Origin of the sequence: Pseudomonas sp. P4795 (genome assembly GCF_048822895.1) — a bacterium.
In the GTDB taxonomy this organism is placed as follows: domain Bacteria; phylum Pseudomonadota; class Gammaproteobacteria; order Pseudomonadales; family Pseudomonadaceae; genus Aquipseudomonas.
On record NZ_JBMFBT010000009.1, the window covers coordinates 135,355 to 157,358 of the forward strand.

At 60.3% G+C, this 22,004-nt stretch carries 13 protein-coding genes; all 13 read right to left on the reverse strand.

Annotated features, from left to right (window positions below; genetic code table 11):
- Positions 1-5: 5 nt before the first annotated feature.
- Entirely contained in the window at positions 6-2,930 is a 2,925-nt protein-coding gene (locus ACOI8A_RS23480) for a glycosyltransferase family 2 protein (RefSeq protein WP_420647955.1), read from the reverse strand.
- A 45-nt stretch (positions 2,931-2,975) separates the two neighbouring features.
- Positions 2,976-3,704 carry a cephalosporin hydroxylase family protein gene (locus ACOI8A_RS23485; RefSeq protein ID WP_420647954.1) on the reverse strand — a complete coding sequence of 243 codons (729 nt, stop codon included), beginning with the start codon at positions 3,702-3,704 and terminating at the stop codon, positions 2,976-2,978.
- Between the two features lie 28 nt (positions 3,705-3,732).
- Complete coding sequence (locus ACOI8A_RS23490; RefSeq protein ID WP_420647953.1) at positions 3,733-4,398, reverse strand: acetyltransferase; 666 nt, start codon at positions 4,396-4,398, stop codon at positions 3,733-3,735.
- On the reverse strand, positions 4,395-5,516 hold the full coding sequence (locus ACOI8A_RS23495) for a DegT/DnrJ/EryC1/StrS family aminotransferase (RefSeq protein WP_420647952.1): 1,122 nt from the start codon (positions 5,514-5,516) through the stop codon (positions 4,395-4,397). Before ACOI8A_RS23495 ends, ACOI8A_RS23490 begins: the two co-directional genes overlap by 4 nt.
- Entirely contained in the window at positions 5,513-6,739 is a 1,227-nt protein-coding gene (locus ACOI8A_RS23500) for a methyltransferase domain-containing protein (RefSeq protein ID WP_420647951.1), read from the reverse strand. Before ACOI8A_RS23500 ends, ACOI8A_RS23495 begins: the two co-directional genes overlap by 4 nt.
- Positions 6,736-7,296, reverse strand: coding sequence for a dTDP-4-dehydrorhamnose 3,5-epimerase family protein (locus tag ACOI8A_RS23505; protein ID WP_420647950.1), 561 nt, complete (start codon positions 7,294-7,296; stop codon positions 6,736-6,738). Before ACOI8A_RS23505 ends, ACOI8A_RS23500 begins: the two co-directional genes overlap by 4 nt.
- On the reverse strand, positions 7,293-8,375 hold the full coding sequence (rfbG, locus tag ACOI8A_RS23510) for a CDP-glucose 4,6-dehydratase (RefSeq protein ID WP_420647949.1): 1,083 nt from the start codon (positions 8,373-8,375) through the stop codon (positions 7,293-7,295). Before rfbG ends, ACOI8A_RS23505 begins: the two co-directional genes overlap by 4 nt.
- On the reverse strand, positions 8,357-9,130 hold the full coding sequence (gene rfbF, locus ACOI8A_RS23515) for a glucose-1-phosphate cytidylyltransferase (protein ID WP_420647948.1): 774 nt from the start codon (positions 9,128-9,130) through the stop codon (positions 8,357-8,359). Before rfbF ends, rfbG begins: the two co-directional genes overlap by 19 nt.
- Positions 9,131-9,416: 286 nt before the next feature.
- A complete protein-coding gene (locus ACOI8A_RS23520) occupies positions 9,417-13,094 on the reverse strand; it encodes a beta strand repeat-containing protein (protein WP_420647947.1) in 3,678 nt (1,225 codons plus the stop codon).
- A gap of 230 nt (positions 13,095-13,324) precedes the next feature.
- Entirely contained in the window at positions 13,325-16,918 is a 3,594-nt protein-coding gene (locus tag ACOI8A_RS23525; protein WP_420647946.1) for a glycosyltransferase, read from the reverse strand.
- 112 nt (positions 16,919-17,030) lie between these two features.
- Complete coding sequence (locus ACOI8A_RS23530; protein ID WP_420647945.1) at positions 17,031-18,596, reverse strand: flagellar hook-associated protein 3; 1,566 nt, start codon at positions 18,594-18,596, stop codon at positions 17,031-17,033.
- A 13-nt stretch (positions 18,597-18,609) separates the two neighbouring features.
- The gene (flgK, locus tag ACOI8A_RS23535) at positions 18,610-20,655 is read right to left on the reverse strand and encodes a flagellar hook-associated protein FlgK (RefSeq protein ID WP_420647944.1); all 2,046 of its coding nucleotides are present in this window, start codon (positions 20,653-20,655) and stop codon (positions 18,610-18,612) included.
- A gap of 21 nt (positions 20,656-20,676) precedes the next feature.
- Entirely contained in the window at positions 20,677-21,993 is a 1,317-nt protein-coding gene (gene flgJ / locus ACOI8A_RS23540; RefSeq protein WP_420647943.1) for a flagellar assembly peptidoglycan hydrolase FlgJ, read from the reverse strand.
- Positions 21,994-22,004 lie beyond the last annotated feature (11 nt).

The window sequence follows — 22,004 nt, forward strand, 5'->3', positions numbered from 1 at the left end:
AAGGCTTAAGCGAGCAATTGCGCCCAATCAATCGGAGCACTCGGTGCCAAGGTAAAACCCTTGCCGGTCAGCGCCAGATTGGCGTTGTACAGCGGATCGGCGGCGAACATGCCCGGCCATTTTTCGCGCAGCGCTGCCAGAGCTTCTGGCGCATCAGGTGTGCGACCCTGGTGGATGACCTGCACCAGCGGCGTCCACACCGTGAGGTAACCGGCAGCACCGGCCTTGAGGCACAGATCGACATCGCTGTAAGCGTCAGCAAAGGTCTCTTCATCCAGCCCGCCGAGCGCATTGAACAGCTCTTTGCGCACCATCAGGCACACGCCGGAGACGGCCGAGTAGTTCTGCTCCACCAGCAGGCGTTGCATGTACACCTCGGCGTCGTGCTTCTCGCCAACAAACGCCGAGCCGACGCCGTCATTCATCCCCAGAATCAGCCCGGCATGGGCAATCTTGCGGTCGCGGTTGATCAGCTTGGCACCGACGATCCCGACTTCCGGACGCTGCGCGTGGTTGAGCAGCGATTCGATCCAGTTCGGGTTGACCACTTCACTGTCCGCCGCCATCAGCACCAGGAACTCACCTTGCGCCTGCTCGCTCGCGGCATTGCACAACGCCGCCTCGCTCAGTGGCTGGTTGCTGCGCAGCACCTGCACCCGGGGGTTGTTCAGCGCGCCGAGCCAATCGTTGACCGCTGCCGAGTGATTCGGATTGGCCGCAATCAACACCTCGTACTGGGTGTAGCGGGTTCGCAGCAGCAAGCCTTCGAGACAACGTTGCAGCGCCGGCAGATCATCCGAGGCCGGCACAATCACCGACACCTGCGGGCGGCCCGGATGGCGATAATCCACCTGCCAGGTGCCCGGCAACGACGAGGTGACCTGCGCCTTGTAGCCGCGCGTGCTCAGGTGACGCAACAACGCCTGACGTTCATCCGGGTTGTCTTCCAGCGCTTGCGCCTGGGTGATCAGCAACGGTTCGTCGAGGTGCGCCAGACCGCCCACGCCACCCTGTTCGATGATGCGCAGCAGCAGGTCGAATTCCAGCGCCTTGCTGAAATCAGGCTGATAACCACCGGCCTCGACCAGCACGTCGCGACGAATCAGCCAGTGCCGCGCCATCAGCGCCGGGACACTTTGCAGCAGGTCGAGGTTGAAGCCGCTGCGGAATACGTTGACCAGCGCGCCCTCGGCCGTGCGCTGGATTTCGTCGGTCGCGACGGCGCGGCAGTCACCGGCAGCCTGCAACTCCAGACCGGCACGCAACAGACCACTGGCGGTAAATTCGTCGCCGGCCTCAGCCAGCAGCAACCAGTCGGCGGACGACTGGCCAACACTCGCGTTCAGCTTGTCGACGAAGTTGCCCTGAGTGACGCGCACAAAGTGCAGGGTATTTTGCGCGGTGGTCGCGGCCGGCGGCTCGCCGGTGGTGAACACCACTACTTTGAAGGCCTTGCTGCCGCTTTCCAGCAAACTGTCCAGCGTGACCTGGATCTTATCGATGTCGTTGTCCAGATCGAGCAGCAAAATGCCGAACTGCGGACCACCATCATTCGCCGCCAGATGACGCGAAATTGCATGCGTCTGTTCGGCATCAGGTTGGCGCTCGGCGAGCCATTGGATCAAGCGACCTGTCAGCATCTTGCTGAATGCCGAGTGATTGCCTTCCAGCGACACGGCTTCCAGGCGCGCAAGCCAGTCACCGAGTTCTTGCGCTTCTTGCGATTCGCCCATTGCTTGCAGCTGAGTCACCAGGCGCCTGACCACATCGCGATTGAACACGTTGCTGTCGTGGGCCTGCCACAAACGGTCAATCACACTCTCCGGCGTGTCGTTGTTGCGCGCCAGCATCAGGTGCTGTTGCCGCGCCCAGATGCCCTCCAGCCCTCTCAACTGGACGCGGCCCGCCGGCATTGCATGGATAAGAAACTCGAAGTGGGTCAACTGATCGAAGAACGCCTGATTGTAGAACGGCATTTCGACGTACTGTTTCGGGCCGAAACGGCGCTGTGGGTCGGCATCGGAGTCAGTCCAGGTCGAATCCAGAATCAACTCGGCGGTCAACGCACGATTGGTGCGCAGACTGTCGGCCAGTGCTTCGAAGCTCTCGAGCGCAAAGGCTTTACCCTGCTGCGGATCCGCATGCTGCACTTGGGTTGGCAAGCTGGCGAGGAAACCGGCGAAGGCTTCACGCTCGGCGACATGCTTGGCGTCGGTATAGGCCAGCGAGTGGTAGATCTCGGTGTTGTGGTCGGATTGCTCATAGTTGAGCTCACGCACCACGTAGGGGATCGGCAGAATTCGTGCCTTGCCCCGGGCCAGCATATACCAGGTGTGGCCAACCTCTTGCCATTGGAAGATCGTGTCTTCGGGCATTGCGGCATACCAGTCACGCAGAATTGCAGTGCGCTGCACGGCGTAAAACGGCGGCAGGTACTGCCACATGTATTCCGTCAGGCGCTCCTGGGCCAGATCGGAGCAGTAGTCCTCGCAGACCTTCTTGTCACGGCGGTAGTAGCTAACGCTGTTGGGCAGCGCCAGGTACATCATGCTGTAGCCATGGCACAGGCTGTAATCGGGGTTGGCTTGCATGAAGGCCACCGCCTCATGCAGAGCATCGTGCACGAGGAAGTCATCGTCGGCGGCAAACACCATGTACGGCGTCTGCAACTGCTCCACGCCATACGCCAGCTTGGCGCGGATGCCCCAATAGCCGAACTGCGGCAAGTGCCGGTAATCAACATTGGCAAACTGTGCGGCCATGCCCGGTTGAGCCTCGACCGAGGAGTCCAGCACAAGAATCCTGCACGGCAGGCTGCTGTAAAAACGCACGGCACGACGCAGAAACGCCGGTCGTTCGTGAGAAATCAGCACAACGGTCAACTGGTCGTCGAGTGCCAAACCGTGTTCAGAACTATTCTTGCCTTGCATACTTTCCCCACAAACGGCGAGTCGCCGAAAACTCAATTCTGTCGATTAACGTACGCGACGTAGATAGCCGTCCGGCGCCACTGTGATCAGCAACTTGCTGTGAATGGCCTGGTCGATTTCAAAAGCAGTGTTTTCTTTCAGGTAGGCCCACACTGCGGTTTTCGGGTTATCACCTTTGCCCCACGGACGATCCGGAAAAGCGTCTGCCGGCATGTCCTCGACCACGGTATCCATGACCACGCAGTAGCTGCCCACCGAGACCATCGGTGCATACAGGCGCAGCTCTTCGAGCACGTGTTCATGGGTGTGGTTGGAGTCGAGCACCACCAGCACTTTCTTGCCCTCGATGCGCGCGCGCACTTGGTCGACAATCGCAGTATCGATGCTCGAACCCTGGATCATGCTGATGCGTTTGCTCATCGGGTGAGCTTCGATCGCTTCGCGGTTGTGCTGACGGATATCGATATCAACGCCCAACACTTCACCATGGCCGACCAGTTCCAGCATCGAGGCGTAAAACACCAGCGAACCGCCATGAGCAATGCCGGTTTCCACGATGATGTCCGGACGCAGATTCCAGATGATCTCCTGCATCGCGACCATGTCCTGCGGGAACTGAATGATCGGGCGTCCCATCCAGCTGAAGTTATAGGTGTACTTGTGCTTTGCGGTGGTGCCGACCCAAGCGAGGGATTCGGCTTGCAGCGCCTTGTCCTGTTGCAGGCCTTCGATGTTGGTTTTTACTTCTTCGCGAAACTGCTCATGAGGATTCATTGCAACTCTCCAAAAAAAGGGGAAACGCTTACTTGAATACCTTGCCGTCGGGGTAAGGCACTGCGTTGGTCTTGATGATCCTGGCGGGGTTGCCCACCACGACCGAAAAATCCGGGACGTCCCTGGTCACCACGGCGCCCGCACCGATCATGACCCAGCGGCCGATGCGCAGGCGCGGCAGGATCGTGGCATTGGTACCGATGAACGTGCCGTCGCCGATCTCCACGCAACCGGCGATGCACACGCCGGGCGCCAGGAACACCGAATGGCCGATCCGGCCTTCGTGTCCCACTACACTGCCGGCGCTGATGCTGGTGTTATCGCCAAGCGTCACTTCAGCTTGCAGCAATACGCCTTCCTGCAAATAGCTGCCCTGCCCCATGCGGGTCATTGTCAGGTCGATGCCAGGATGGATGAACTGGCCCAGGCAGGCACCCGCCTCGACCAGTTCACAGGTGGTTTCGTAGCGCAGTCGCGTGCTGCCGGTAATCAGGTTGACGAACCGCACGTCCGGCCCTTTGAGTTCTGCGACACACTGCGAACCGCCAATCACCGGAACACCATGAAACAGCGTGCCGTGCTTGCGCGGATCATTGTCCAGAAACGCAAATTCGGCGTTCGGCGTATGACGCTTGACCGCGTGCAGCATGCGCACCGCTTCCGGGTTGGCGGCGCCTAACAGATAGGTCTTCACAATGTTTGCCTGCGAGCAAGCAAGTCGAGGATCACGGCGACGACACGCTGCTGATCGGCGTCGGTCATTTCGTGATAGCTCGGCAGGTTGAAAGCGCGCTCGGGCAACGCGAACGCTACAGGCGTTTCAACTATTCGTTCACTGAACATTGGCAGCGAGGACAGCGGCCAGAAAAACACTCGGGCATCGATATCGGCGACCTGAAATGCCGCGATCAACTCATTGCGATGGATGCCGGTATCGGCATCAAACACTACGGTCGGCATCCAGTAACCGTTGCGCCCATGGATCGGTTCCGGGTTCAAGGACACACCCGGCACGCCTTCAAGTGCGTGCGCATAGTTGGCGAAAATCGCCCGTTTGCGCTCGATAAGCTCTTCGATGCGTTCGACCTGAGCGCAGCCGATCGCCGCTTGCAGGTTGCTCATCTTGTATTTGAAGCCGACGAAATCCGGCCAGAATTGCTTGGTGCTGCCCGCCACTCGACCATGATTGGAGAGCGTCAGGACGCGTTCGTACAAGGCTTTGTCCGAGGTGACAAACATGCCGCCCTCGCCCGTGGTCATGGTTTTCGTGCCATGGAACGAGAAGGCACCGAAAGCGCCAAGCGAACCGGCAGCCTGGCCGCGCCACTGCGAACCGATGGCTTCCGCCGCATCTTCGATCACCGGGATGCCGAACTCGCGACCGATCGCCAGCAAGGTGTCCATGTCACACAGATTGCCGTACAGATGCACGGCCAGAATCGCCTTGGTACGCGGGCTGATCGCGTTTCGCACTTGTTGTGGATCGAGGCACCAGCTATCGCTGAGCACGTCGACAAACACCGGGGTCGCGCCCAGATAAGTGATCGGCGCCGCCGAAGCGATCCAGTTGGTATTGCCCAGAATCACTTCGTCGCCGGCACCCACGCCGAGGGCGGCCATGCCCATGTGCAAGGCACCGGTGCAACTGGAAGTGGCAATCGCATAAGTCGCGCCCAGATGCTCGGCAAACCCTTGCTCGAAGCGCGTCAGGTATTCGTAGCAGCGCTCGCCCCAGCCATTTTGCACGGCATCCAGAACGTAACGTGCTTCGAGCTCGCCGACACTCGGTTTGGTGTAATGAATTCTGCTCATCGAATACTCAACTCCGGAACCGCCACCACAAATCGTGCACCCCATGTTTTGGCCTCGGCCAACTGCTCGGTCACTTCGCTCAACAGGTTCCATGGCAGCACGAGGATGTAGTCGGGTTTTTCCACTGCGATACGCTCGGGCGCGACGATGGGAATTCGGCTGCCGGGCAGGAACTTGCCCTGCTTGTGCGGGTTGGCATCGGCGACCCAGGCCAACAGATCGGCGCGGATGCCGGCGTAGTTGAGCAAAGTGTTGCCCTTGGCTGCCGCGCCGTAACCGACCACGCGTTTGCCCTCGGCCCTGGCCTGCAACAGGAAACGCAGCAGCTCATGCTTGATGCGTTCAGCGGCCGGCGCCAGCGTGGCGTAGTACTCGGCGGTTTTCACGCCGGCAGCGAGTTCGGCCTGCAATTGCGCTTGCACCGCTGGCTGCACCGCGCGGCGTTCGCCGTCCTGGCGCTGCACGAACACCCGCAGCGATCCGCCATGGGTAGTGAGCTGGCTGACGTCGAATACTTCCAGGCCATTGCGCTCGCACAAGGTCTGCACGGCGGTCAGCGACAGATAGGAATAATGCTCGTGATACAGCGTGTCGAACTGCGCGCCAGCCATCAGCGTCAACAGTTGCGGAAATTCGAAGGTGGCGACGCCGCTCGGCTTAAGCAGCGCGGCGAACCCGCCGAGGAAATCATTGATGTCCGGCACATGCGCGAGCACGTTATTGGCGGCCATCAAATCAGCAGCCCAGCCTTCGCTGTTCAGTTGCGCGGCGGTGTCGCGGCCGAAGAACAGCTCGCGAATGTCCAGACCTTTAGCGCGCGCGGCTTGTGCAGTGCTACGAGTCGGTTCGACGCCCAGGCAGGCGATGCCGCGCTGGGCCACGTACTGCAACAGGTAACCGTCGTTGGCGGCGACTTCCACCACGCGGCTGTCGGCGCTCAGGCCGAAGCGCTCGACCATCTCGGCCACATAACGCTCGGCGTGGGTCAGCCAAGTGCTGGAGAACGAACTGAAGTAGGCGTACTCGGCGTCGAACAGGCTGTCAGCGCGGGTGTAATCCTCGGTCTGCACCAGCCAGCATTGCTCGCACACCGCGACTTTCAGCGGCACCCATTGCTCGGCCTGTTCCAGCCGATCGGCATGCACGTAGGCGTTGGACGGCGGCGAGGTGCCGAGGTCGATCAACGGCAGGCTCAGCGGTGCGGCGCACCCACGGCAGTTCATAGACGCACTCCAGCAAAATGTTGATCAAGCGCGGGATGGCTGGAATCCCGGGCTGACAGATTATTGACGGGTAACGGCCAGGCAATCGCCAGCCGTGGATCGTTGACCGACAAACCGGCCTCATGCGCAGGCGCGTAATCGGCGCTGTGCAGATAGAGCAATTCGGCGTCGTCAGTCAGGGTCTGGAAGCCATGGGCGAAGCCCGCCGGGATCAGCAGACTGCGACCGTCGCCGGCCTTGAGATGCTCGGCGTGCCAGTGCAGAAAAGTCTCTGAGTCGGGGCGCAGATCGACCGCCACATCCCACACTTCACCGCGCAGGCAGGTGATCAGCTTGGCTTCCGGCGCGTTGGCATTCTGATAATGCAGACCACGCACACTGCCGCGCTCACGGGTGCAGGAATGGTTGATCTGGCGAATATGAAACGCCGCGCCAAAGGCACTCAGACTGCCTTCGCAAAACAGCCGCGCGAAGTGCCCGCGATCATCTTCAAAGCGCTTGTGCACGACGTTGAACAGCCCGGCCAATGGCAAAGCCTGCAAAGAAAACTCGCTCACAGCGCGCCTCGGTACAGGTTCAATTGGCCGAGTGTCACGGCGCGCATGTCATCGCCGTTCTGCCACGCCAGGTGCCAGTCGAGCGTCTGGGTCAGGCAGTCCTGCAACGACCAGCGCGGTTGCCAGCCGAGCAGCTGACGCGCGCGGCTGCTGTCCAGACGCAGCAGGCCGGCCTCGTGCAAGTCACTCGGTTCGATGCGCAAACCACGCGCCTGTGGCCAGCGGCTGGCGAGCAATTCGACCACTTCGCCGACGCTGCACATGTCCGCTTCGCTCGGGCCGAAGTTCCACGCACCGGCGTATTCCGGGCCTTGTTCGTAGAGCCCGGCGGCCAGTTGCAGATAACCGGCCAACGGCTCCAGCGCGTGCTGCCATGGGCGCACGGCTTGCGGGTAACGCAGGGTTACCGGCTCATCAGCCGTCCACGCCTTGAGCACGTCGGGAATCAAGCGTTCCGGGGCAAAGTCGCCGCCACCCAGCACGTTGCCGGCGCGCGCGGTGGCCAGGGCCAGACCATGCTCGGCATACTTTTCGGCCGGGAAAAACGACGCCGCATAGGATTGCGCCAACAGCTCGCAGCAAGCCTTGCTGCTGCTGTAAGGATCGTGACCGCCGAGGGCTTCGTCTTCGCGGTACGGCCACAGCCATTCCTTGTTGGCGTAGACCTTGTCGGTGGTCACCAGCACGCAGGCGCGCACACAACCGACCTGACGAATCGCTTCGAGCAGGTTGAGCGTACCCATCACGTTGCTCGAATAAGTGCCGAGCGGATCACGGTAGCCTTCACGCACCAACGGCTGGGCTGCGAGGTGCAGCACGATCTCGGGCTCGGTGTCGGCGATGATCTCAAGCAGAGCGCCGAGGTCACGCAGGTCGCCGCGTTGATCGTTGATGCCTTCGTGGAGCCGCGCCAGTTCGAACAGGCTCGGTTCGGTCGACGGATCCAGCGAAAATCCGCTGACATCGGCACCGAGGCTTTGCAGCCACAGCGTCAGCCAACTGCCCTTGAAACCGGTGTGACCGGTGACCAGAACACGCTTGCCACGCCAGAAGTTTGCACTCAGGCCCACTGCTTCCATGGGGCCTCCCCGCTCTGCCACAACGCTTCGAGGTGGTTTTTGTCGCGCAGGGTGTCCATCGGTTGCCAGAAGCCGTCGTGCTGGTACGCCATCAGCTCGCCGCGCGCGGCCAGCCCATCGAGCGGGCCGGATTCCCACGAAGTCTCATCGCTGTCGATCAGTGGCAGGACTTTGGGTGACAGCACAAAGAAGCCGCCGTTGATCCAGCCGCCGTCGCCGCGCGGCTTTTCGGTGAAACCGAGCACGCGATCGCCTTCACGATCCAGCGCGCCGTAGCGTCCCGGTGGTTGTACGGCGGTGACTGTCGCAAGCTTGCCGTGGGTCAGGTGGAAGTCGACCAAGGCACTGATGTTCAGATCCGAGACACCGTCGCCATAGGTAAAGCAGAACGCTTTTTCGTCTTCCAGATACCGCGAGGCGCGCCGCAGACGGCCACCGGTCATGGTTTCTTCACCGGTATCGATCAGCGTGACGCGCCATGGCTCGCTGAAGTTCTGGTGCACGTCCATGCGGTTTTCGCGCATGTCGAATGTCACGTCGGAGGTGTGCAGAAAGTAGTTGGCGAAGAAGTCCTTGATCGCGTAGCCCTTGTAACCGAGGCAGATCACGAAGTCGTGAATTCCGTGCGCGGAATACTGCTTCATGATGTGCCAGAGAATTGGCTTGCCGCCGATCTCGATCATCGGTTTCGGCTTGAGGTGCGACTCTTCACTGATGCGCGTGCCCAAGCCACCCGCCAAAATAACTGCCTTCATCGTCTCCCCTCTTGTTCTTCACAGGGCTGCGCGTCGCTTTCTGAAGCTTGCGGCCTTCTGGCTAAACCTTTGCGCCGGTTCGGGCGCAGGGGCAATGGCCGCGAGCGCTCGTTTTATGGCGATTTACGGGGGACTTGCAGGAAACGCGCCAGCTCGCTGGCCGCCCGGATACTTACGTCGGCAGCAGCGACGAGTGCCCGGATAAAAAAAAGGGAGCCCGATCTTTCACGATCGGGCTCCCTTCGTTACAGCTCGAAAATGCCTTCAATGCCACAAGGCAGATGGATCAACCAAACATGCTGAATCCATCGGGGTTGATCGGCAGTATGTCACCGTTGTTGGCCTTGAAGTGCTCGATAGTGTTATAGCCAGCGAACCAGTCCTGCAGCTTGACGCCTTGGGCGGTCGGGTCGGACGACGCGTGATATTTATCGTTGAGGTACAGGTCGTTACCCACCCGATCCAGCTGCAGCGTACTGGCCGACTCGATGTTATTCAGGATCAGGGTGTCATTGGTGCTGAGCCCGTCATCGCGGATAGTCACCTGCAGGCGGGTGTTGACATAATAGATGTCATCACCCTCTCCGCCGTTGGCAAAACCACTGGCTATCATCTGCCCGGGTGGAGTGAACAGGGCACCAAACGTCATGTAGTCATTGCCCGCGCCACCGAGCAAGACAAAATTCTTACCCGTACCGAGCAGATTATCACTGCCTGCGCCGCCATCCGCGGTGCCATTGACGACAGAAACCGCGTCATTACCATCCTCACCAAAAGCGAAGGTGCCACGGTCATCTGCAGCGCTGAAGATAATATCGCTACCATTGCCGCCGTACAGCATGTCCGCTTGCGGCCCACCGGCCGCAACATCGACCGAGAAAGGTCCGAGCGGGGTGTTGAAGCTGCCGTAAATGACATCGTTGCCGTCGCCGCCGTAAATCACGTCATTACCCAGCCCACCTTCAAAACCGTTGGCCAGCGCGTTGCCTGTCAACGTGTCATTGAAGTTGCTGCCGATGATGTTCTCGACGTTGATCAGCATATCGCCTTGCGCATCGCCACCTTGATTGACGCCGGTTTGCAGATTGATGTTTACCGCCGTGGCGCTGCTGACGTACCAGGCCGTGTCGATCCCTTCACGGCCGTCAATTACGTCGGCACCAGCGCCACCGACAATGTTGTCGTTGAGCGCCGTACCGGACAAGGTATCGGCAAAATTACTGCCTTGGAAAATCTCGATCGCGGCGAAGGTATCACCAGCGGCATCACCGGCGTTGACGTTGGTTTTCAGGTCAATGGTGACCGCACTGTCGGACGACTCGTAGCTGACCAGATCCAGACCTGTGCCGCCATCGAATGCATGGGCGGCAGTACCGCCAACAAATACGTCGTTGAAATTCGAACCACGCATCGCTTCGATGCTGCTGTAAGTGTCACCCAGCGCGATCCCGGTATTGATTCCGGTTTTCAGGTTGATGCTGACGCCAACAGTGCTATCGGCATACGACACAGTGTCCATGCCGCCACCGCCGATGAACTGGTCGGCACCGCCACCGCCATACAGCAGATCGTTGCCATTGCCGCCAGTGATGATGTTGTCGAGGGCATTGCCGATACCGGTAAACGCTCCGGTCCCGGTGTAGGTCAGGCGCTCGACGTTGGCCGCCAACGTATGGTCCTTGTAGCTGACCCGTACTTCGTCGTTGCCGCCGCCGGCTTGCTCGATGACCGTCACACCACCGCCATTGACGTAGTAAGTGTCGTCACCTGCACCGCCCTCATAAGTGGCGAAGAGGTACGCGTCAGTGGTAAAGCTGTCGTTAAACGCCGTGCCGATGACTTTTTCAATACCGGCCAGGGTCACGCCCTGCGAATCACCGCCAACACCTGCCAGACCGGTGCCCGGACGGATATCAACGTTGATGCCGGCAGTCGAAGTCGAATAATCAACGGTATCAAAACCTTCGCCGCCATCGACGCCAGTGATCCGGCTATCGACAACGAAGGTGTCGTTGTATTTGGAGCCGGCGACCACTTCGATACCGTTGTAGGAATCGCCCGCACCGATTCCCGAGATGACGCCGGTTTTCAGGTTGATGTTCATCGCGACCGTGCTGTCGAGGTACGACACGGTATCGCGACCGGCGCCGCCGATGAATTGGTCGGCACCGCCACCGCCATAAAACAGGTCGTTGCCATTGCCGCCAGTGATGATGTTGTCGAGGGCATTGCCCCAGCCGGTAAACGAGCCAGTACCGGTGTAGGTCAGGCGCTCGACATTGGCCGCGAGCATATGGTCCTTGTAGCTGACCCGTACTTCATCATTACCACCGCCAGCCTGTTCGATGACGGTTACGCCGCCACCGTTGACGTAGTAGATGTCGTCTCCCGCGCCACCGTCGTAGGTTGCGAAGAGATAGGCGTCGGTGGTGAACGTATCGTTGAACGCCGAGCCAATGACTTTTTCAACACCGGCCAGGGTCACGCCCTGCGAATCACCGCCAACACCTGCCAGACCGGTGCCCGGACGGATATCAACGTTAACGCCTGCTGCCGAAGTCGAGTAATCGACGGTATCAAAACCTTCGCCGCCATCGACGCCAGTGATCCGGCTATCGACAACGAAGGTGTCGTTGAATTTCGAACCGGCAATCACTTCAATACCGTTGAACGTATCACCCGCGCCAATCCCCGAGATGACGCCGGTTTTCAGGTTGATGTTCATCGCGACCGTGCTGTCGAGGTACGACACGGTATCGCGACCGGCGCCGCCGATGAACTGGTCGGCACCGCCACCACCATAGAACAGGTCGTTGCCATTGCCGCCAGTGATGATGTTGTCGAGGGCATTGCCCCAGCCGGTAAACGAGCCAGTACCGGTGTAGGTCAGACGCTCGACGTTGGCCGCGAGCATATGGTCCTTGTAGCTGACCCGCACCTCATCGTTGCCACCGCCAACCTGTTCGATGACGGTTACACCGCCACCGTTGACGTAGTAAGTGTCGTCACCTGCACCACCCTCGTAAGTGGCGAAGAGGTAGGCGTCAGTGGTGAAGCTGTCGTTGAAAGCCGAGCCAATGACTTTTTCAACACCGGCCAGGGTCACGCCCTGCGAATCACCGCCAACACCTGCCAGACCGGTGCCCGGACGGATATCAACGTTAACGCCTGCTGTCGAAGTCGAGTAATCGACGGTATCAAAACCTTCGCCGCCATCGACGCCCGTGATCCGGCTATCGACAACGAAGGTGTCGTTGTATTTGGAGCCGGCGACCACTTCGATACCGTTGTAGGTATCGCCCGCACCGATTCCCGAGATGACGCCGGTTTTCAGGTTGATGTTCATCGCGACCGTGCTGTCGAGGTACGACACGGTATCGCGACCGGCGCCGCCGATGAATTGGTCGGCACCGCCACCGCCACCGCCATAAAACAGGTCGTTGCCATTGCCGCCAGTGATGATGTTGTCGAGGGCATTGCCCCAGCCGGTAAAAGAGCCAGTACCGGTGTAGGTCAGACGCTCGACATTGGCCGCGAGCATATGGTCCTTGTAGCTGACCCGTACTTCATCATTACCACCGCCAGCCTGTTCGATGACGGTTACGCCACCGCCGTTGACGTAGTAGATGTCGTCTCCCGCGCCACCGTCGTAGGTTGCGAAGAGATAGGCGTCGGTGGTGAACGTATCGTTGAACGCCGAGCCAATGACTTTTTCAACACCGGTCAAAGTATCGCCCTGCGCATCGCCGCCGACACCTGCCAAACCGGTGCCTGGCCGGATGTCAATATTGACGCCCGCTGCGGAAGCCGAGTAATCGACCGTGTCGACACCCTCACCGCCATTCAACTTGTCTGCACCGGCTCCACCGATGAGGATGTCATTACCGGCCCACCCATTGATCTCATCATCACCCGCAGTACCCGTCAGCGTATCCGCGCCGTTTGTCCCGTTTATTACAGCCATTATTTCTTCCTTGCCTTGTTGTTGAACCGGTACCGATTCGCGTGGCGATCACACGTTGTCGCAGCGAACGTTAAAGAGTCACGAATGTGTTGATATCGACAGGAAACGATTACAGCTTTAGGTGTGACTCAGAAAATGTATCTGGATTGATGCAAATACGAACTTCACATACAAAAAAACAGGCGACTGCAAAGTCACCTGTTTTTTAAATGTGGCCGATACGAGTCGTATCAATCCGCCAGCCAGCCATTTTCCCAGTAGCGCAGGTTGTCGCCGCGCAGCACGTAATCGCGCAGCACCACTTCGCGCAATTCGTCGCCCATGCGGTAACTGGCGTCCGGATCGGCCAGGTGCATGCGGATCGCTTGCAGCCATTCATCCGTGGAGTTGCTCTTGATCCGCGTACACGGCAAGTAACCGCGATAGGCCTCGGTGTCGGTGCAGATTACCGGGTAGCCACAGGCGCCATATTCCAGCAGACGCAGGTTGCTCTTGCAGTCGTTGAAGATGTGGAATTCCAACGGCGCCAAGGCCAGATCAAGATTCAGGCTGGCGAGTTTTGCCGGATACACCTCCAGCGGAATCACCCCATGGAATTCGTGCATGTACGGCAGCAGATCGTCCGGGCACATGCCGAAGAACACCCAGTCGACTTCATTGGCCAGCTCGCGCACCACCTCGGCGATCACCGCCAGGTCACCGTGGTGACTGGTGCCACCGCCCCAGCCCACGCGCGGTTTTTTCGTGGTACGGCGCTGGCTGCGCAGGTCGCACCACAAATCTTTGGAGAGCATGTTCGGCACCACGCGGATGTCGTGATGCATGTCGGACAACGCGTTGGCCAACGGCTCGGTCGACACGACCACGCGATCACACAGACCGATCGCGCGGCGCACCATGCGCTCCATGTCTGGTTTGACCGGCATGTTGCGGATATGCGCATTACGATGCGGGACGTCGATCACGTAGTCATCGAGTTCGAAGATGCGCCGCGCATTGAAGAATTTCTTCAGCGGCGGAATTTCGTCGATGGCGTGTTCCGAATAGCGCCCTTGCAGCACGATCACATCGGGTGACTGCCGCTCGATTTCGATGATTGAGGGCAGGCCATAGCAAATACGCCCTTGCGCCCTGCTCGCCGCTTCCAGTTCGATCATCGGCTGGCTCATCCGGTAGTGACCGATGGCAGAAGCATTGATCGGTACCGCCAGCACGTTGGGCAATTGCGCCTTGGAAAAAGCGCTCCAACCGGTACGCAGGCCAGGCTCGAGACTGAAGCTGGTGGCACCGATACCCTGCAACGTCAGATTGACGTTGTACGCCGGGTCACGCGCAACCAGCGGCAGCCAGCGCTGATAAAACGTCTCCTGCTCATCCGCATGTTGTTGCAGCTCTTGCGGCGTCGCCGCGACCACTGGCTGCGCACCCAGTGCCAGCAAGGCGTGAGGATTCCACACCACCAGATAACCTTGCTGACCGACGCGCAAACACAGGTCGATGGCATTCAGTTCCTGAGTCAGATCCTGCTCGTCGAGTCCGCCGGCAGCCTCGAATACCGCCTTGCGGATCAGCAGGCAATCGCCACCGACCGCACTCAGGTCATGCGCAACTTGCAGGCGGAACATGTAGCCGTCCGACTGCAATGGCTGGCCATAAAACGGCAAGCCGGCCGGCCCTTGCAGGCCGAGTATCAGCCCCGCGTGCAACACGCAGCCGTCCGGATTGAACAACTTGGCACCGACCACGCCGACTTCCGGGCGCTGCGCATGGTTGAGCAACTCGTCCAGCCACTCCGCGTGGGTGATGACCGCAAAGGCATTGAGCAGCAGCACGTACTCACCACGCGCCTGCCCCACCGCAAAGTTGTACATGGCCGAAGCGTTGCCCTGCTGCGGATACGCCAGAACGCGTACCCGGTCGCTGCCCAACTGCGCCATGCCCTCGAGCCATGCCAGCGCCTCGGGACTCTGACTGCCGTTGTCTACCAACAGCAACTCATATTCGGAGTAAGCGGTCTTTTCCAGCAGCGTCTCGACACAGCGCTGCACAGCGGCGGTCTGATCCCGGGCGGCAATGATGATCGACACCAGCGGGCGACGAACGTGCTTATAGTCGATCCGATTGAGCAGCGGGGAGCCGCTGTCGCGTAGCTCATGAGCGATCCCGAGACGTTGCAGATGCGCTTCAAGCAGGCGCGGATTTTGCGCCAGTACGCCAGGTTCGGAGAGCCATTTCGACAGATCGAATGACGACTCCAGCAACACCTCGGCAACGTGCCCGATCACCTGCGTACCGTCGCTCTCGACCATCCGCCAGAGCAGATCGTGTGGCGCCAGCTCGGCGAACGTCGACTCGAACCCGCCCAGCGCGAGGAATCGTTCACGCTGAAACGCCAGCGCCCGCCCGACGTAGGGAAAGCTGCGCATCAGGTCGAGGTTGAAATCCGGCTTGAACGCAGGCTCCGCCGATTCGCCATCGCGCAGGCTGCCTTCATCGCTATACAGACAGCTCAGCGCGGGCGACTGCGCGATCCGCTCGGCCATGACCAGCAGCGCCGGCGCCACTGGACGATCGCCGGCCTGCAACAGATAGATCCAGTCGGCGCCCTCCAGTTGCGGCAGGAGCGCGTTGATCTGCTCAAGTCCGTCGTCCTCCAGCGGCATATGGAAAATTCGCCCGTCAAGCCGTGCTTCCGTGCAAGAGGCGGACAACACGAGGATCAACTCCGCTGGATAGTCTTGCGCGGCGAGCGCCTCCAGTGTGCGCTTGAGGCCGGCACGACTGCCCTGCGCGTCAATGATGATCGGCACCATGCGCGGCTGATAGGACCAACCGGCGAGCGTTTCCGGGAGCAACCTGCGCTGCCCGTCAGTCAGCACCCGACATTGCAGCCACTGTGCGTAAAGTTCGGCAAAACTGAAGCTGTCGACACCGACACAGCATTCCTGGCGGCTTTGCTTGGAGCCGAGGGTCCGGCTCAGCGGCAGCTCTTCCCATACGCGTGGCGACTCGTCGGCCTTGGTCAACGGGATGTAACGCACCCAACCGGACGCAGGTGCCTGCTCACCGCTGCGTGCCTTGAGCATCTGCAAAATCCATTCGCGCTCGATTTCAACCGCGTCTTTCATCGGTTGTTGCGCGCTCAGACGTTCCGGGTACAGCCGTTCGGCACTCAGTACGTTGTTCGACACCGCCAGATTGCCGCGCCGCAGCAAGCAGACAAACAAGGCGAAATCGAGGGTCGCGACGAAGCAGTGACCTTCCTGGGTCAGCGCCGGCAACAGCTCTTCGACATCGGCGCGACGGAACAACGCATTGCTGAATCCGCCAAGCACGTTGACCGGGAATTTTTCAAAGACGCTCAGCAGGTCGTCGCCCTTGAACAGGCCGCTGACCGGCGACAACGCAGTGTTTTCCAGGCGCGACGGCAGGACGATGTCGCTGGCATCCCATAACAGTCGCGGGGCCAACACCAGGCTGACTTCGGCGCGTGACATCTCATGCGCCTGCTGCTCGATGCAATCGGCATAGAGATGATCGTCGTCACACAGGATCTTGATGTACTCGCCCTGCGCTTCCTTTACGCACGCCTGCAGATTGCCGATCAGGCCCAGCGTGCGCGGATTGCGCACGTAGCGCACCGCGACCGCCGATTGCTCGACTACGCGCGCCACGATGCTTTCAATCTCGTTGCCCCGGCTATCGTCGCAGACAATGATCTCGAGATTGGCGTAGCGCTGAGTCACGGCACTGCTCAAGGCCTTGCTGAAAAAGCGCGGGTTGAAGGCCGGAATGACCAGGCTGACGAGGGGAAGTGAATTCACGGCGGGCTCACAGGCGGTGCGAGCCCGCTCAGAAAAGCGAGCCCTTGAAACCGCTAAAGACATTAACTATTGAAGGGACAGGGTATACCGGGCGCCGGGCGCCCGGCTGTCGTCAGATTTTGTTGAACAGGCCCAACTGGCTGATTTTGCTGAACGCCAGTTGCGCGGCTTGCAGCATGGTCTGTTGCAAGGTCAGACGCGTCATCACTTCGGCCGGATCCGAATCACGGATCGAGCCTTGGGTCGTGGCGTTCGCCAGCGTCAGGCTCTGGTTGGTGGTGCTCTGGTCATCCAGCGACTGACCCCGCGCGCCGATCGAAGTGATGGCGGCGCCGATCTGGTTACCGGCGCTGTCGAGGTTGCCGAGGGCCGATTCCATCGCGCCCTGGAACTTCTGCTTGGCCACCGCATCGCCGTCGAGCGGAGTATTCAATGCAGCCATCATCTGGCCCAGGGTGTCGAGCACGTTCTGGGTCTGGTGGTCGTTGGGCTGGATCGAAAACTGGTCGCCATTGGCCGGTGTACCGCCAATGGCGAAAGTCACACCGGCCGCTGTGGCATTGCCGCCGACCATGGTGCCTGACGATACGGGTTTGCTGTCGGCAGTCACCGGTGCCGCGTACAGATCGAAGTCAGTGGCGCTGGTGAACTTGAGCACGGCGCCACCCGGGAAGGTGCTGGTGTACGCCGCCTGGTTGGAAACGCTGGAGCCAGTGATCACGGCAGTCGACGGGTTGCCCGGGCTGCGCGCAGTGGTGAACGAGTCAGGCGTTACCGACAGCTGGAAGCTATGGCCGGCAATCACCGCATCCGGGTTGGTATCACCGGTCTTGAGGTTGATGTTCAGCTTCAGATCGACGCCACGGAAACTCACGGTCTGGTTGGCGCCGTTGGCATTGCTGACCACGCCGTTCTGAGTGGCCTCAGAGGTCACGTCGTTACCCAGCGCATCCGTGATTTTCAACTGGGTGCTGCTGAGGAAGCTGACGGTGTACGGCTCGCCACCGGTGAATTTCGAGTTGTAGGTGGCGGCAGTGCCAACCGTACCGTTGGTCAGCACTACGCGACCGTCATCCACGGCCGGTGCAGTCATTTGCGTCTGCGTGCGGCTGGTGTTGATGGTCTGCTGGAAGGCATCCCAACCGGTGGTGTTGGTCGCAACGTTCAGACCATCGCCAATGCCCAGATTGATGCTGGTCTGGTCACCGTTGTAGGTGTAAGTCCCATCGACATTTTGCGAGTACGGTGCAGTGTCAGTCTTGGAGCCGGAGAACAGGTAATTACCGTCGGCATCCTTGGCGTTCATCAGGCCCAGCACTTGTTGCTGGATCTGGCTCAGCTCGGCCGCATATGCCTTGCGGTCAGCGTCGGTCTTGTTGCCGTTGTTCGCCGCCAGGCCGATTTCCTTGGCGCGTTGCAAGGCGTCGGTGATCGAATCCAGTGTCGATTCCTGCACGGTCAACGTGCTTTTGGTCGAATTGATATTGCCCTTGTATTGCTCAAGCAAGGCACTCTGCTGACCCAGGCGCAGTAAACGGCCGGCACCGACCGGATCATCGGCGGCGGTGTTGATGCGTTGCAGGCTGCTCGCCTCGGCGGCGGTCGCCAGCGCGTTGTTGAAGTTACGCTGATAGTCCGCAGCTTGCGTGCCGTAATATTGGGCGGTGGAAATGCGCATGAATTACGACTCCTTAAAGGCTGTTGATCAGCGTAGCGAAAGTTTCCTGCGCCGCTTTGATGATCTGCGACGAGGCGGTGTAGTACTGCTGATATTTGACCAGGTTGCCGGTCTCTTCATCGAGGTTGACCCCGGACAACGAATCGCGGGCGCCTTTGGCCTGAGTCAGAATCGCCGAGGTGGCGGTGTTGTCCGACTTGCTCTGCGCAGCCTTGGTGCCCACGTTGGTCACCAGTTTGTTGTAGGCGTCGGTCAGGCTGATGCCCTTGCTTCCCGAGCCGGTGTCCACGGTTTGTTTGGTTTGCAATGCGACCAGCGATTGCGCGTTGCGGTTGTCCGAGGACGCCGCGCCGGTCAGGTTCATGGTGAAGGTTTCACCGGCCTTCGGCGTGGCGCTGACGGTGGTCTGTACGGTGAAGGTCTTTTGTACGTTCGGGATGACGGTGGTGTCCATCACCGGGTTGCCGCTGGCATCGACGATGCCGACCTTGAGATTCAAGGTGTTGGCCTGCCCCGGAACGATGGTGCCGGTGCCCATGGAGAAGCCCTTGGCATCAACCAGTTTATACGGCTGACTGCCGTTGGCGGCAGTACCGAACTCCAGTCTGACCGGCGTCGAGTACTTGAGCGCGGCCTGCATGTCGGCCTGCGCCACCGGGTTGTAGATGTCGATGGTGCTGCTGAGCGTCGGCTGGGTGTAGCTGCCGGAATTGTTCGCGCTCGCCACCCCGGTCAACGGCCCTGCTGCGGCGATTTTCTTCGCGTCGGTCAGCACGGTCTGAATGCTGGCTGCCGCGTTACGGGTCGGCGTCACCTTGAAGCTGTCGCCAGCACTCAACGCGCCGCCATTCAGCGCCAGGGTAAAGCCGTCGATCACCGGCGGCGGTGTGGTCGTGGTGCTGAAAGCGCCCATGTCGGTGCCGTCGGAACGCTTGACGCTGTAGTCGGTGGCGCTGGTGAAAGTGATCTGATAATCGCTGGTGGTCAGCTTGCCCGTGTCCTTGATGGTCACATCAAGGTTGCCCGAACCGACACTGTTGCCGTCTTTGGCAATACTGCGCTGACTGATCAGTGCAGCACTGTTGATGTTGTTGAAAATCGCCGCGCCGAAATCACCGTTCTTGTCGATGCCTTGGGCTTGCTGGCTGTTGACCTGATCGGCCACCACCAGCGCCACACGGCCCAGCTCGTTGAGCGCTGGGTCGAGGACTTCGTTGCGATAGGTCAGCAGACCGCCGATTTCGCCACCGCTGATCACGGACGTGATGTCGATGGTGCTCGAACCGCGATCCATCTGGATGCCCATGCGCGACGGGTCGGTCTTGCCTGGCACGGTGCTCAGGGTGTTAGTGGTGTTGCCGACGACCAGTGGCTGGCCGCTGCCGACGTACACGTCGAAGCTGGTGCCGCGCTCTACTACCTGTGCGCCGACCAGCTCGGAGAGCTGACGCACGGCTTCGTTACGAGAATCGAGCAGGTCGTTGGGCTGGCCACCGCTGGTGGAAATCTCGCCGATTTTCTGGTTCAGGTTGGCGATCGAGGTGGCGAGCTTGTTCACCTGGGACGCCATGTCCGAGAGGTTGCCGTTGATCGCGGTGTTCTGATCGGTGAGCTGCTTCGACAGCGCGTTGAATCGGCCGGTCAGCGCCTGCGCGCCGGTCAGCACCGACTGACGCGAAGTGTCGTCGGTGGCCGAAGTCGATACACCCTGCATCGAGGTGAAAAATTTCTGCAGCACGCCGGTCAGGCCGGTGTTGCTGTCGGACAGCGAAGCGTCCAGCCCGATCGACTGAGCGCCGTACGCCGCGGCTTCGCTATTGAGCGAAGTGGCAGTGTGCAGTTGCGTTTCCAGATAGGAGTTGTACACGCGGCGCACATCGGCCAGCGTGGTGCCGGTGCCGATGAAAACGCTGCCGTACTGCTGCGAGGACTTGGTGCCCTGCACGGTTTGCTGGCGTGAATAACCGGCGGTGTCGACGTTGGCAATGTTGTTGCCGGTCGTGGCCAGAGAGGATTGGCTTGCAGACAACCCCGACATCCCGATATTGAGCAAACTCATGATTCAAACCTTACCTTATGTTTATAAAGGCGTCGTGGACACGCCCGCCGCAGCGTAGTTCTGGGTGTCGCTCTGGGTGTTACCCATCTGCCTGGCAATCTGCGAAATCTTGCTTGCGTAGTTCGGGTCGGTCGCGTAACCGGCCTTCTGCAACTCGCGTACAAACTGTTCTGGGTTATCGGCCGACTTCAGCACTTCTTGATAGCGATTGTTGCTCTGCAACAAAGTCACCAGGTCATGGAAGCTGTCCTTGTACGAGGCGTAGGAACGGAACTCGGCCGTCTCCTTGACCATCGCACCATTGCGGAACTCGCTGGTGATCGCCCGGGCCGAATCGCCCTGCCAATTGCTGCTGGCCTTGATGCCGAACAGGTTGTGGCTGCTGCTGCCGTCCTGAGCGCGCATGACCGATTTGCCCCAGCCGGTTTCCAGTGCGGCCTGGGCCACGAGGTAACGCGGATCGACACCGATACGCTCGGCAGCCTCTTTGGCCATCGGCAGCATGGTGTTGACGAATTCGTCGGCCGAACTGAAGGCTTTCTTCGCCGGCGCCAGCGGAATCTGCGCCATCGCGCGACCATAGACCTGCATCTGCCCGCCCGAAGCTTTCTCGGCTACGGCGCGCTCCAGCCAGTCGCCGTTGTACAGCGGGCCAGTGCCGGTGATGGCGACCGTCGTGCTGCGCTGCGGCAACGCGGTGTTGTTGACCGGCGTGCTTGCAACAGTGGCCGAGGGCACCAGACCTGCGAGCAAACGATCCGCCAGTTTCGGCGGCAGTGCCAGACGACGCTGGTTGATCAAGGCCATGTCATTGCTGTGCGCGAGCTGAGTGCTCGGCACTTTGGCCGAACGCGAGGCCCACAGCGGACGCTCGCCATTGAGTCGCGACAGCGCGCCGTTGGTGCCGAGGGTGCCCGCGGCAATCGGCGTCGCCATGTTCGCGGCAGCGGCTTTCGCTTCTGCCTGCTTGGCAGCGGACGCAGCTTCAGCCTCGCCCGGCGCCATCGGTTTGTTCTTCGACATCTGGCGCATCAGCACGTCGGCCAGACCGATACCACCGCCCTCGCGGGACATGGAAACCGCCAGTTGCTGGTCGTACATTTCCTGATACTGCTTGGCGGCCGGCGTATTGAGCGGATTGTCCTCGCCCAGCGCGTTGGTCGCCGAGCGCATCGACTTGAGCATTTCACCGAGAAACAGCGACTCGAATTCCTGCGCAACCTTGCGCATGTTCGCATCGCTGTCCTTGTCGCCGACCTTGAGCTGATTCAGACGATTGAGGTCGGAGTAGGAACCCGAATCGCTGCTGCCAACCACACCGCTTTTGCGCATATCCATAGTGGCCGTCC